Here is a 12925-nt window from a genome sequence, read left to right on the forward strand (position 1 = left end):
CTGGGCGGCTCCTCTCCCTCTCGAAGGAGGAGCGGCCCCTCGTCTCCGACCGCCGCGCGACCGCTCCGCCGTGCCGGCGGCGTCGATCCCGTCCGGCGCGACACAGACCTGCCCGGCGCGACGTTGGCACAGACCCGCCGGCGCGACACAGACCCGCCCGACGCGACGCAAATCCGTCCGGCGCGACGCTGACCTGCTCGGCGCGACGCTGACCCGCCCGGCGCGACACGGCTTGCGCCGCAACCCGAGACGCGGGCCGTACCCCGGTGGATCAGCTGTCGCCGCCCAGGTGGCGGCGTCCGATGTAGGCGGCCTCGTCGTCGTCCGCCGCCCAGAAGTCGCCCGCGCCCGGCTGCGGACGCTCCCAGAACCCGCTGTCCTCCATGGAACGCGGCGCCGGGGGCAGGTAGTCGTCCCAGCGGTCCTCGATCCGGGCCGCGGCGGGCCGTACCGGGGGGATGTCGGATCCGGGCGTCACCGTCGTCACCGCCGAGCTGGGCAGGGCGAGCCGGATCGGCTCCGGCCGTACCGGAGGATCGGCGGCCGTGGCCTCCTCCGCGCTCATGTACATCGGCAGCCGCGGCCCCGCGCTGTCCGGCCCCGGCTGCTCGGGGACGTGCGGCTGCGGCTTGCGGGTCTTGGCCACCGCGAGCACGACGGCGGGACGGCGCGGCGCGGCGGCGGTCGGCGGGATGCTGTCGCCGGGCTGGGGGCCGTCGGCCGGTGCGGGGGCCGGCGCCGCGACGGGCCCGCCGCCCGCGGAAGCGAGCGCCCGCCTGCGCGCCCACGCGCCGCCGTGTGCCGCGAGCAGCAGGAGGAGCAGCCCACCGGCCACATAGATGCCGTACTGTCCGATGTTGCCGATCGGCGACTCCGACGACTGCGCCTTGACGGTGGTGTCGACGGCCTGCGCCGCGGTGTCCTTCGCGGTCGCGGCCTCGTCGTCGGCCGGCACCAGCGGCTCGTCGTCGGACTTCTTCTTGGTCTCGGGCTTGGCGGCGGGCAGCTTGTACTCGCCCTTGGTGTCGGTCTCGGTGGCGGGCAGTGCGGGCATCCTGCTCACCGTCTTCGGCACGTTCTGCCGCGGTTTGGCCGTCGGCGTCACGCGCTTCTTCGACGGGATGGACGGGAGCGACTGTTCGGTCTTGCGCGTGTTCTTGGCCTGCTGGTTGCCGCTGGTCTGCGGCTGGGCCTGCTTGGTCTGCGCCGCCTTCGGCTGGGCCGGCGGCGGGGGCGCGGGAACCGTGACGTAGGCCGTGTTCGAGTTGCCCGAGCCGAGCATCCCGCCCTCGCCGTCGCTCCTGTAGGCCTTGACCATGAAGCCGACCTGCTGCCCGGCCGCCTTGCCCGGTACGGCCAGCGTCGCCTTGCACGCGCCGCCCGAGCACGCACTGTCGGCCGACACCTTGCCCACCGAACCCGACTGGCTGGTGAAGATCTCGTAGGACTGGAGGTCAGCCTCGGATCCCTTGCTCCACGTCACCACGATCTTGTCGTCACCCGACATCGTGGCGGCCACCCCCGACGGAGGATCGGCGGGGATCGCCTGCCGCAGCGTGGCGGTGTTCTCGTCCCACTTGGAGCCGAGCAGCTTACCCTTCTGGACCAGCCTGATCTGGTAGCTCCCGTTGGCGTGCTCGGCGGGGTTCCAGGTGTAGGTCACCCGCTGGTTGCCCTTGGCGACCTCGGTGCCGTCGACGTAGAGGACGGCGTCGAAGGCCAGGTCGACGGTGCCCTGGATGGTGACCGGCGCGCTGGTCGTCACCCGCGACGGCATGTCGATATCCGCACGGGCCTGCGCCGGCGTCGCCACGCCGAACACCGCGGCACCGATCACGACCGGCATCACCACGCCTGCGGCCATCAGCCTGCGAACTGCCGTCACGACGCTTCCCCTTCATCGAGAGCCTCGCACCGCCCGACCCCTCGCCCCCGACGAGCGACCAAACGGCGACCGGAAGTGCCAGTTCCTCGAATCCGCACCCGTCAGCCTCGACGGTGTCGTGCAGCCTAGCGACAAAGGTCCGGAGGATTACAGACCTCAACACCAGACGGCATGGACCGAAGTAAGCGCGACCTTATGTGAGAATTCGCTCTCTTGGACACGCAGTCCAAGAAGTCGTGATTCGATTGCGACATTGCCTCTCTGGCCCCTTCCGCCCCTTCGCTTCACCCGAGCCGGCCTTAACCTCCACATCCCCTGCTCGGGCACCTCTCGCGCCGATTTCCGGCACAACCCGCCCGACGTCGCCTTGCCGGCATATCGATCTTCGCGGTCGCGCCACGACTACCCGCCGGCCGCCGCCGATCGCCTCGCCGTACGCGGTCGGCCGCCCATACGGAGAAAAGTCGATGACGGCAGGATCGGCCTCATCGGCGAAAAGCACATTGCCCCGACAAGTCCCCATTAATGATCTGTTTTGGCGCGTCCACTGACCGCCTCATCGCCGCCAACCACGCCGTACGGCAAGCGGCTCACCCGCCGCTTCCCCCTCTCACGGCACCCGGTCGGCCACCGCCCACGGATGCGCGCCGTCCCAGAGACAACGGCTTGAGCATGCCGCGCGACGCCTCGTGGCGCCTCGTGGCGACGGTTCCTGGCGGCGCGGCGACCGGAGCGGCGGCCACGCGAGCCCATTGAGGTGGGATGCGATTGTCAGGCCGGGATCAGGCAGGCCCCGGATCAGGCAGGCCCGGGGTCAGACAGGCCCGGGGTCAGACAGACCCGGGGTCAGACAGACCCGGGGTCAGACAGACCCTGGGTGGGGCCGTCAGGCTCTGAGGTAGGCGAGGACGGCGAGCACCCGACGGTGCTGGGCGTCGTCAGGCGGCAGGCCGAGCTTGGTGAAGACATTGCCGATGTGCTTCTCCACCGTGCTGGCGGAGACCACCAGCCGCTCGGCGATGGCCGTGTTGGAATGCCCCTCAGCCATCAGCGCCAGGAGCTGCCGTTCACGTGCGGTCAGCGTCCCCAGGGCGTTGTCCCGGCGCTGCCCGGCCAGCAACTGCGCGACGACCTGCGGGTCGAGCACCGTCGCACCCCCGGCGACCCGATCCAGCGCATCCAGGAACTCCCCGACCCTGGCGACCCGGTTCTTCAGCAGGTACCCGACCGCACCGGAACCGTCCGCGAGCAGTTCGCCGGCGTAGGACGCCTCCACATACTGGCTGAGCACCAGCATGGGCGCACCGGGCACCTGCGAGCGGGCCGTGATCGCCGCCCGCAAGCCCTCGTCCGTGTAGGTCGGCGGCATCCGCACATCGACGATCGACACGTCCGGGCGGTGTCTGAGCACCGCCTCGACCATGGCCGGGCCGTCACCGACCGCGGCCACCACCTGGTGACCGTCCTCGGCGAGCAACCGGACCAGGCCCTCGCGCAGCAGTACCGCGTCGTCGGCCAGGACGATCCGCAGCGGACGGCGGGCCGGGCGGTCCGATGATGGTTCGGGCGCCGCTTCGTGCGGGTTCAGCAGCACGGCAGCTCCCCGGTGATCGTCGTCGGCCCGCCGTAGGGACTGGTGACCCGCAGCCGGCCGCCGACCGCGTGCAGCCGGTCCTCCAGCCCGCGCAGCCCGTGTCCCTTGGCCAGCGCGGCGCCGCCCACGCCGTTGTCCGTCACCCAGACCCGCAAGGTTCCCTCACTATGGCGCAACCCGATCGCACCCCGGTCGGCGTGGCTGTGCTTGGCCACGTTGGTCAGGGCCTCGGCGATCACGAAGTACGCGGCCGTCTCGACGGCGGCCTCCAGTCGGCGGTTCAGGGGATCGGCATCGAGCTCGACGGGGACGGTCGAACGCGCGGCCAGGGCGGTGAGCGCCGCGTGCAGGCCGCGATCGGCGAGGATCGGCGGGGCGATGCCACGTGACAGGGCCCGTAGCTCGTCCAGCGCCTCCTCGGTCTGGACGATCGCGTCGGCGAGCGCCGCGCGGACGGCCTCCGGCCTGCTGTCGAAGTGGTGCTGAGCGCGGCCCAGTTCCATCGCCAGGCGGACCAGCCGCTGCTGGGGACCGTCGTGGATGTCGCGTTCGAGCCGGCGCAGCGCGTTCGCCTCGGCCGTCACCGCGGCGACGGTCTGCGCGCGGGCGGTGTCCCGCTCCTGCTCCAGTCCGCTGATCCTGCGGTGCAACGCGGACGCGTCAGTCAGCAGCGTCTGCCCCAGTCCGGCGTGGGCGGCGACGCACGCCCGGGTGACCAGCGGCAAGGTGAACAGCAGCAGCAGGCCGACCGCGGTCCCGAAGGCGAGCCGCTCGGTCGGCGACGTCAGCCCCAGGCTCAAGGCGATGTGGGACTGGGCGCTGCCCACGGTCAGGGTCATGGGCCGCATCAGCTCAACGGAGGAATAGGGACTGCGCAGGGCGGACGTGCCGGCACCGAGGCCGACGAACCACCACAGCACGGTCACCACCGAGGTGACCAGGGCGACAGGGAGCACCACCACCGCGTGCGCCACGCCCAGCCACAGCCCCGCCGCGTCCGGACGCCGCCCACGGCCCGCACCCCCCACTTTCCCGGACCACAGCCCCGCCGCGTCCGGACCCGGCCCACGGCCCGCACCCTCCACCTTCCCGGACCACAACCCCGCCGCATCCGGACCCCGCCCACGGCCCGCACCCTCCACGCCCAGCCACAGCCCGGCCGGCGCGCCGGGTCGCGGCCGGCGCGCACCCTCCACCCCGGCGGCCAGGGAACGCACCTTGGCGATCCGCCACCGTTCCACGTCGGCGAACCACCGCACCGGCGCCAGCCCGCCGGCCACGACCGGCGACCCGCCCGGCAACAGCGAACCGACCGCGCCGACACACAGACCGGCGAGCACCAGCAGCAGGCCGGTCACGGCGGTCACCGGCGCGGTGAGCAGGTACAGCGACTCCACGATCGTGCGACGCACCACACGGAAGACCAACCTGACGCCCGACCGCCACCGACGCCAGATCGCGGAGGGGAACGACCCGGTCATGGGCCAAGCCTAATCCGGAGCCTCTCTGATCATTTCGGAGGAGAGCTCGGCCCTGATCGCGAGCGCACCGAGGAGGCCTGTTCCCGCACCGCCGCGGCCAGGCGGTGTGGAGCGCTCTGGGGTCGCCGGAACTCAGCGCACGGTCGCCGGTGGCGACAACCCTCCGCTCCCGCCCTGTTCGAGAGATGGGGGCAGGCCACACCTTCAAGTGTCCGGCGAACCCCCATGACCAGGCGACCGCCGGTGCGGAATGGTGATCGGAGTGACAACAGCAACCCATCAGCGCGCACGAACGACCTCGAACACGACCTGCTCACCGCCGACGCCGTAACCGCCTCATGGCGTCGGCCCTCCTGGTACGGCCGGACCACCGCGCCCTCGCCGCCGACCCCCTCGCCCTTCTGGCGATCAGGTCCTCGAGCCCGGAGCGGGTCACGTGACTGAGCCGGTCCAGCGGCGCTGCGGCAGCACCGCGCTTCGAACATCCCGGCCACGGCACCCTGCCGCACCACCCCCCTCAACCGGCGATCCTCCAGGTCGGCGCGCCGTCCACACACTCGATCGAACCGAAGGAATCCCCTTGCGCAGTCCCACAGCCCCGTCGCGATCCACAGGTCTCTCCGGTCGCGCACTCGCCACGCTCGTCGCCCTCGCCATGGCCCTCGCCGCCGCCTTCGTCATCGCCCCGCGCACGCTGGCGGCGAGCGGCTCAAGCGGCGGCTTCGCCGATCAGCGCAGCCTCATCGAAGCCCTCCGTGAGGCGTTCGTCGACTATTGGGGTTCCGGCGACCGGGGTTTCTCCCCGGGCCTGCAGAGCGTTGTCGATTACTGGTTCCGTTACCACGTGGCCAAGGCCGCGATCGCTGCGATCTTGCTGATCGTGCTGGTCGCACTGGGTGTTCGTCTCTGGAAGGCGTTCCTGAGGGCCGGCGGTCTCGGGGCGGGCGGGAGGGCCGCCCTCGCGTCGGCCGGCTCTGTCGTCGCGATGCTGGCGCTGTTCTCGCTGGTGATGGTCATGGCCAACGTCCAGGGTGCAGTAGCGCCCTTCGCCTCGCTGTTGCCGATGCTGCTGGTCGGCAAAGCCGACGGAGAGCTCGCCGACACGCTCGACCAGGTCAAGCAGCGACTGGCCGACTCCTTGAGCGCGGGTGGCCAAACCCCGCCCGCCCTCGAGGTGATGATCAGCGACTTCGGTCTGTATCACGTGGCGATGGTCGTGATTGCTGCGATCGTGGCGATCGTCCTCATCGGCATGAGCGTGGTGTCGTGGATTACGAGAACAGGGTCGTCCGACAGGCGAACGAGGCGCGTGTTGGGGTCGTTCGGTGTTCTCTCGGCGTTGCTGTCGCTGCCCATGATCGTCGTTGCTGTGGCGAACACGACCACCTCAGCGGATCCGGCTCCGGCACTCCTGGACTTCTTCAAGGGTGGCTGGTGAGGCACCTCATGGGAGACCGGCTTCACGCACTCCAGCGAGAACACCTCTGAATACCAGTGAGCGCCAGGGGACCAGCCGGCCTCGGGGAGGAGTCGAGGTGTGGAGGCTTGCTGGTCGTCCGGGGGCGCATTCATGTCGCCCCTCCACAGGACACGAGCACCCCTCCACAGCATGCTGAGCAACCCTCCTCACCCTCCAGCGGACGTCTCCTGGCCCTCCCGTTGACCCCTCCCGGCGCCTCGCGGTTCGCCCCCTTACGCCTCCAATGCAGCCCTCCTCGCGGACGTCTCCCAGTGCTCCCGCTCGCCCGCCACTCCCGGCGCCTCGCGGTTCACCCCTTACGCTTCGGCGCAACCCTCCTCGCGGACGTCTCCCAGTGCTCCCGTTGGCCCCTCTCTTCGCTCCGGTCCACCCCTCCCGTCGTCCTGTGCACCCCTCCCGTCGTCCTGTGCACCCCTTCAGGCGACTAGCGTTCGCCACCTTGCACTCGGACACGGCCCTCCTCGCCCCTCCAGCGCACGTCTCCCGGCGCTCCCGTTGCACCCCCTTCCGGCGACTCGCGTTCGGCCCCTTGCATTTCGGTGCAGCCCTCCTTGCCCGAGCGCACGTCTTGCGGCGCTCGCGTCCACTTCTCGTGGCGTTCCCGTGCCTTTCGGGCCGCCACCACGGGACTACGCGACGACCCGAACGTGGCGGGGAGGGACTGCACTGACGTGACGCGAAACCCCCGGCCTACCCGACCTCGTGTCTTGCGACGCGGACCCACCGGCCCACCCCGCCTTGCGCCCGGCGCGTACGTGGATCTGCCGGCCCACCCCGCCATGCGCCCGGCGCGTACGTGGACCCGCCGGCCCACCCGGCTTCGAACCGCTTCTCTTGTGCTGCCTTGGATGGGCACAAAGTTGTACGCCGCGTTGGGCCCGCGGAAGGAGGCAGTCCCACGTCCAAGCCGAAATGATCGAGCCATGACAGTCGCCCTCTTGCTGACCCTCGCCGCCCTGGCGATCGTCGACAGCACGAGCTTCGGCACCCTCGGCATCCCCGTGTTTCTGCTGCTGTCCTCGCAGCGGTCGCAGGTTTCCCGGCTGATGATCTATCTCGCCACTGTGGCGATCTTCTACTTCCTCGTTGGCGTCGGCCTCATGTTGGGCCTGTCGACGCTGCTGGAGTCCTTCGGGGATGTGCTGCGCAGCCGTACCGCCTACATGATCCAGCTCGCCCTCGGAGTGGGACTGTTCGCGCTGAGCTACCGGTTCGACCCCAAGCGGCGGCGGAAGCTCGGCAAGCCAGAGCACCGCTTCGAGCCGCGCATCGGCGGGCCGCGCGTGATGGTGATGCTCGGGCTGACCGCAGGGCTGCTCGAGGTGGCGACCATGGTGCCGTATCTCGCGGCCATCGGGATCATGACGACGTCGAAGCTGCCGGTGGCGCAGTGGGTGCCGCTGCTCGCGGTGTACGTCCTCATCATGATCATGCCGCCGCTGGTGCTCATCGCGGTCCGCAGCGTCGCGAAGGGATGGCTGGAGCCCAAGCTGGAACGGCTGCGCGCCTGGATGGCCAAGCACGCGGCCTCGGCGGTCAGCTGGAGCCTCGCCATCGTCGGTTTCCTCCTGGCTCGTGATGCGGCGGTGTTCTTGTTCTTCCGCTGATCTCCGGACACGCCTCGTGGCCGGATGGAGGGCGTGCTCCCCACGTATCCGCAGCACTGTCCGGCCGCAATCCCCCGGCGACACGCGCAGGCGATTGCCCCCGTGTCCGGGAGCGCCCGATGGCGTATCCAGAAAGGCGCTGTGGCGCTGTGCCCGCATGTCCCGAGGCCGTGCGGGCGGACAGGCCGGGCCTCTCGGCAGCCAGCCCGGTTCTGGAGCCACTGGGCGAGTGCGAGCCTGCTTCACGGACCGTGGAGGGTCAGGATCCTGGCGCTACGGCGGCCGGCATGGTGGCCATGGGCAGGCGATTACGGGATCGAGCCTGGCTTTGGCTGAGGAACTTACGAGATCGAGCGTCGCTGTGGCTGAAGGCTTACGGGATCGAGCCTGGCTGCAGCTGAAGGCTTACGGGTTGGAGCGTGGGGGCTACCGGGGATGTGCAAGGTCGAGTGTGGTGGATGCCGGGCCGGCGCGGGCACGAGCGTGAACGGTGCGTTCGCCGACTCCCGGGAGGGAGAGTTCGACCGAGACCGTCACATCGGCCGTGGTCTCGGTGAGCGCGCAGCGGACGAGCCCGGCGCCGTTCTGCGCCGCCAGCCGGGACGCGCGTTCACAAGCCTTCTCGGGTGAGGCGAACGCCCATCTGGCGGCCGCGAGAGCGCTCAGGTCCGCGGCGCTCTGGGCGCGGTGATGGGCGACTCGCACCGTCCCCACCAGGACAAAGGTCATCGCGACCGTGAACAGCAGAGCCGACAGGGCCACACACCACAGCGTGGCTGATCCTCTCTCTCGTGAGGCGCTGGATCGCCGTGTGCGGCTGAGTGTCGGCTGTTCGAGAGCAGGAGGCGACGCCGCGCGTCGTGGTCCAGTCATGGTGGCTCCTGAAGTGGTGGGGGTGCGGTGTGGCTCGCGGCTGGAGGCAGCCGTGGCGCGTCGTCGAGGCCGAGTGCCGCCTTTGTTCCGTCATGGGGCGTCGTCAGAACTGGGTGGGAGCTGGTTCTCGTCTTGAGGGGTGGCCAGGGGCGCGTGGCGCCGCCTTCTGTCACGGGGCACCGTCATGGCCAGGTGATGCCCGGGGTTCGGTCATCGGGCATGGTCGGTCAAGGTCGGCGCCGACAGGGCTGGGTGCGCCGGAGTTCCGCCATGAGACGTGTGCAGGGTCGCGTCGCGCGGAGTCCGCCATGAGACGTGATCAGGGTCGCATCGCGCGGAGTCCGCCATGAGACGTGATCAGGGTCGCATCGCGCGGAGTCCGCTATGAGACGTGATCAGGGGTGCGTAGCGCCGGATTCCGCAGGCGTGGTCAGGACTGCATGGGTGAAGGTTCGTCGCGAGGGGCATCCAGGCTGCGTGGCGCCGGAGTCGGTCATGAGGGGTGGTCAGGGCTGGGCGGCGCCGGGCTCCATGTCTGAGATGGCTGAGGCCGTTACCTCTACGGCCGGCAGAGCCGAGGCCCATGGAGGGTGGGCGCGGGCGGTGATGTCGACGCGGGTGGTCTCGGGTCCTCTGGCGATGTCGACCTGGGCGCCCCGGGGAGCGAGGGCCTTGGTTCGTTCGCGCACCTGGGCGAGGGGTTCGCCGCGGGCGGCGGCTCGGGCGCCTGCGCGCGCGGCGTCGACGCAGCGCAGGTGGGTGTTCACCACGGTGATGGCCCATAGAGCCGCGGCCAGGACGACCATGAGGGCAGGCAGTACGGCGGCGGTCTCCGCCGTCACGGAGCCTCGGGAACGCTCCGTTGGTCGGTTGCGCCTGGTGCGCTGGTGGGCGGTCGGCAACGAGTGCATAGGCGGGCTCCACTCGTGGTGTGTGCGGGCTCGGGGCGGGGATGGAACCGTGGCCCAAGGCGGACGGGGCTGGTTGATGTGTCAGGCAGAGGTGGCCGCGGTGGAGCCGCGCCCATGCAGGAGCTGGCGTCTCAGTGGAGGTGCTGGAAGCTGAAACCCCGGGGGCGACATCGCAGTCGTTCGCCCCCGAAGCTGGTCTGTCAGATGGCCGAGATGGCTGGTGTGTCAGATGCCTGAGATTCCTGGTGTGTCAGACGCTCGAGTTGGCGGTTGTGTCAGGTATCTGAGATGGCTGGTGTGTCAGACCTCGAGATCGCTGGTGTGTCAGATGCTCGAGATGGCCGGTCTGTCAGACGGAGCTGTCTGCAGGACGGGGCCAGGGGGCCGAGGCAGTCGTTCTGTCCGAGGTGGTTCACGCTGGTCTGATGTGTCAGACAGAGGTGGCGTCGGTTGGAGCAGCGGACCGGGGTGGGCGGTGTGAGCTAGCCGGCGGTGTTGAGTGCGCGGTTGACCAGGGCGCTGAGCATCTCCTGGACTTCGGTGCTGGTGACGACCTTGAAGAGCAGGGCGGCGAAGCCGCATGCGGCGATGGTGCCGACGGCGTACTCGGCGGTCGACATGCCGCGGTCGCGGCCGAGACGGCTGGCCTGGGCGAGACGGGTGGTCCACAGCCTGTGGACGGCGGCGCGCAGGCGCTGGCTGATCGGGTCGATGGAGAAGGAGAAGGGGTGTCGCATCGTTGCCTCCCAGGGGTCGGGCCGGGCGGTGTCCGGCGCTCGGGGTCAAGGTTCGCTGGGTGGAGGAGGGTCGGGAGGGGCCGAGCGCGGTTCTGTGGATGAAGGGGGACCGCGCGCGGGGGGTTGTGGATGACGGATCCTCAGGGGAGGAGCACGCCGCTGGCGAGCCCCGCGACGACGGGGATGATGCCGAGGAGGACGAAGGCGGGCAGGAAGCACAGCCCCAGAGGGGCGACGGCCTGGACGCCGACCTTCCGCGCGGCGGCCAGTGAAGCGGTGCGGGAGGCTTGACGGGCGTCGTCGGCCAGGCGGGTGAGTACGTCGGCGACGGGCGCGCCGCTCTGTGCCGCGCGGGACATGGTGCGGGCGAGCGGCCCCATGGAGGGCTCGCGGGCCAGTGCCATCCAGGCGGGTTCGGGGTCGGCGCCGAGGCGGAGCTGACCGCTCACCCAGGAGAGGCGCTGTCCGAGCGGCCCGCCGACGGCCGTGGCGGCGGTCTCGGTCGCGGCGCTGACGGGCTGCCCCGCCTGGAGGCAGGCGACCATCAGGTCCGTCGCGAACGGCAGGTCGGCCGTGATCCGCTCCCGGTCTTCGTGGGATCCGCGGGCGGCTTTCCTGTGGATGAGTACGGTGGCCGCCGGGCCGGCCACCAGGCCGGTGATGACTCCTGGGATGCCTCCGACCAGGAGCGCCATGATGACGGCGACGCCGCAGCCGGACAGGACGGCACGACGGTCGGGCCCGCGTCCCGGGGTGGTGGCACGCCCGAACAACCAGTCGGCTGGTGAAGACCTTCCCTCGCCGTCGAGCGAACCGCCGCGGCGAGCAGATCGCTCGACCGGCGACCGCCCCTCAAGCGAACCGCCAGGCCGACGGAACCAGCCGACCGGCTCCCCACCGTCGAACGAGTCGCCGGGCCGAAGAGACCGCTCGGCCTGCGAGCGCCGCTCCGCGCTCTCGATCGAACCGCCGAGGCGGGGAGTCCGACCGCCCGTTGAACCCCCGTTCCCACCGTCGAGCGAACCGCCAGGGTGGAGAGGGGGCCGGCCGGTCGGCGCATGCCGTTCCCTGAGATCGAGCGGGCCGCCGGGGCGGGCGGACCGTCCGGCCGGCGAGTGCTGCTTCCCGGTGTCGAGGGAAACGCCGGCGTGGGGAGACCAGGCGCCCGGCGAGTGCGGCTTCCCGATACCGAGGGAAACGCCGGCGTGGGGAGACCAGACGGCCGGCGAGTGCTGCTTCCCGGTGTCGAGGGAAACGCCGGTGTGGGGGGACCAGGCGGCCGGCTGGTGCCCGCCGTCGAGCGACGCGGCATGGCGGGGGGACCAGCCGGCCGGTGAGGGCTGCTGGTCGCCGCCGTGAAGCGAGGCGGTGGATCGGAGGGCGTGGAGGCGGTCGGCGGGCGTGCGGGAGGGGAACCACAGCCAGGCCGCCAGGAACGCGCAGACCGTCGCGACGATCACGCGGACTCCGCTCGTGACGCCATCCGCTGCGTCCACCACAGCCCGCAGGCGTCAAGGGCCACCCCGACGGTCAGGCAACCGAGGCCGGGGACGCTGCCGAGCAGGAAGCCCAGCGGGTTCATGCCGAGCGCGGCGCCCATGAGCAGCCCGAGGACCGGGAGGGCGGCGAGCATCCTGGCGGTGGCTCTGGGGCCGGCGAGCTGGGCGGACACCTCACCGCGGTGCGCCTGGGCGGCGCGCAAGGAGGTGCCGACCCTGTCGACCAGTCCGGACAGGCCCGCCCCCACGGACACGCTGACCTCCCAGCAGGCCGCCAACCGCCGCAGCCCCTCGCCGCCCTGCGTGGGGGCGACCTCGCGGAAGGCCGCCGCCACGTCCCCTCCGTCTCTGGCGGCCGCGGCGAGCGGGTTCAGCGGGTCGGGAAAGTCGACCGCGGCCAGGGCGCGGGTGAGGGCCTCTCCCGCGGTACGGCCCGCGGCCAGCTCGGCGGAGAGGGCCTGGCAGAGCTCGATGGAGGCGACGTGCCACGCCTCGGCGCGGCGGGCGGCGGACGGGCGGTGGACCCTGGCCCAGAGGGACGACGGCCACGGGCTCGGCGGCCGGACGCCGAGGAGGCGGCTGAGGCGGCGATGGGCCCGGGTGGGGCCGGTCCACAGCCAGAGGGCGAGCGCTCCGCAGAGCGCGGCGGTGAGTGTCATGGGGTGCTTCCGGGGGTGGGGGTTGTGGCTGGTTCAGGGCTTGCGCGGGCTGTGCCCAGGCGGTCGGCGGGCAAGTCGGGGACAGCGTTGCCTCGCTCCGGCAGGCAACAGGTGCTTCCGGAGCGTGAGATGGCAGGCGGGCAGGGCGTGAGGGGCTGATAGATCCCGGATGGTCCCGGGCACTCCGCGCCACGGCTGC

General features: G+C 71.2%; 10 protein-coding genes. 2 read left to right on the forward strand and 8 right to left on the reverse strand.

Features of this window, described 5'->3' with window-relative positions:
* Positions 1 to 271: 271 nt before the first annotated feature.
* The 3 genes from ACWDLG_RS03035 to ACWDLG_RS03045 form a co-directional block, all read right to left on the reverse strand.
* On the reverse strand, positions 272 to 1885 hold the full coding sequence (locus tag ACWDLG_RS03035) for a hypothetical protein (protein ID WP_449915378.1): 1614 nt from the start codon (positions 1883 to 1885) through the stop codon (positions 272 to 274).
* Positions 1886 to 2771: 886 nt separating this feature from the next.
* A complete protein-coding gene (locus ACWDLG_RS03040) occupies positions 2772 to 3416 on the reverse strand; it encodes a LuxR C-terminal-related transcriptional regulator (protein WP_449916177.1) in 645 nt (214 codons plus the stop codon).
* Positions 3417 to 3469: 53 nt separating this feature from the next.
* Positions 3470 to 4960: a sensor domain-containing protein gene (locus tag ACWDLG_RS03045; protein WP_449915380.1), complete on the reverse strand. Its 1491-nt coding sequence runs from the start codon at positions 4958 to 4960 to the stop codon at positions 3470 to 3472.
* A 580-nt stretch (positions 4961 to 5540) separates the two neighbouring features.
* Between ACWDLG_RS03045 and ACWDLG_RS03050 the strand changes: the two genes are divergently transcribed.
* Together ACWDLG_RS03050 and ACWDLG_RS03055 are read left to right on the forward strand one after the other, a co-directional pair.
* Entirely contained in the window at positions 5541 to 6398 is an 858-nt protein-coding gene (locus ACWDLG_RS03050; RefSeq protein ID WP_449915382.1) for a hypothetical protein, read from the forward strand.
* 965 nt (positions 6399 to 7363) lie between these two features.
* On the forward strand, positions 7364 to 8047 hold the full coding sequence (locus tag ACWDLG_RS03055) for a GAP family protein (RefSeq protein WP_449915384.1): 684 nt from the start codon (positions 7364 to 7366) through the stop codon (positions 8045 to 8047).
* 426 nt (positions 8048 to 8473) lie between these two features.
* Here ACWDLG_RS03055 and ACWDLG_RS03060 read toward each other — a convergent pair whose 3' ends face one another.
* The 5 genes from ACWDLG_RS03060 to ACWDLG_RS03080 all read right to left on the reverse strand — a co-directional run bounded on the left by ACWDLG_RS03060 (position 8474) and on the right by ACWDLG_RS03080 (position 12726).
* Positions 8474 to 8920 carry an Rv3654c family TadE-like protein gene (locus tag ACWDLG_RS03060; RefSeq protein ID WP_449915387.1) on the reverse strand — a complete coding sequence of 149 codons (447 nt, stop codon included), beginning with the start codon at positions 8918 to 8920 and terminating at the stop codon, positions 8474 to 8476.
* A 506-nt stretch (positions 8921 to 9426) separates the two neighbouring features.
* The gene (locus ACWDLG_RS03065) at positions 9427 to 9831 is read right to left on the reverse strand and encodes a TadE family type IV pilus minor pilin (RefSeq protein WP_449915389.1); all 405 of its coding nucleotides are present in this window, start codon (positions 9829 to 9831) and stop codon (positions 9427 to 9429) included.
* Between the two features lie 482 nt (positions 9832 to 10313).
* The gene (locus tag ACWDLG_RS03070; RefSeq protein WP_449915390.1) at positions 10314 to 10568 is read right to left on the reverse strand and encodes a DUF4244 domain-containing protein; all 255 of its coding nucleotides are present in this window, start codon (positions 10566 to 10568) and stop codon (positions 10314 to 10316) included.
* A gap of 140 nt (positions 10569 to 10708) precedes the next feature.
* Positions 10709 to 11341: a type II secretion system F family protein gene (locus ACWDLG_RS03075; RefSeq protein ID WP_449915393.1), complete on the reverse strand. Its 633-nt coding sequence runs from the start codon at positions 11339 to 11341 to the stop codon at positions 10709 to 10711.
* Positions 11342 to 12024: 683 nt separating this feature from the next.
* Positions 12025 to 12726 carry a type II secretion system F family protein gene (locus ACWDLG_RS03080; protein WP_449915395.1) on the reverse strand — a complete coding sequence of 234 codons (702 nt, stop codon included), beginning with the start codon at positions 12724 to 12726 and terminating at the stop codon, positions 12025 to 12027.
* Between the last annotated feature and the right edge of the window lie 199 nt (positions 12727 to 12925).

It is taken from the genome of Nonomuraea sp. NPDC003727, from assembly GCF_053586935.1.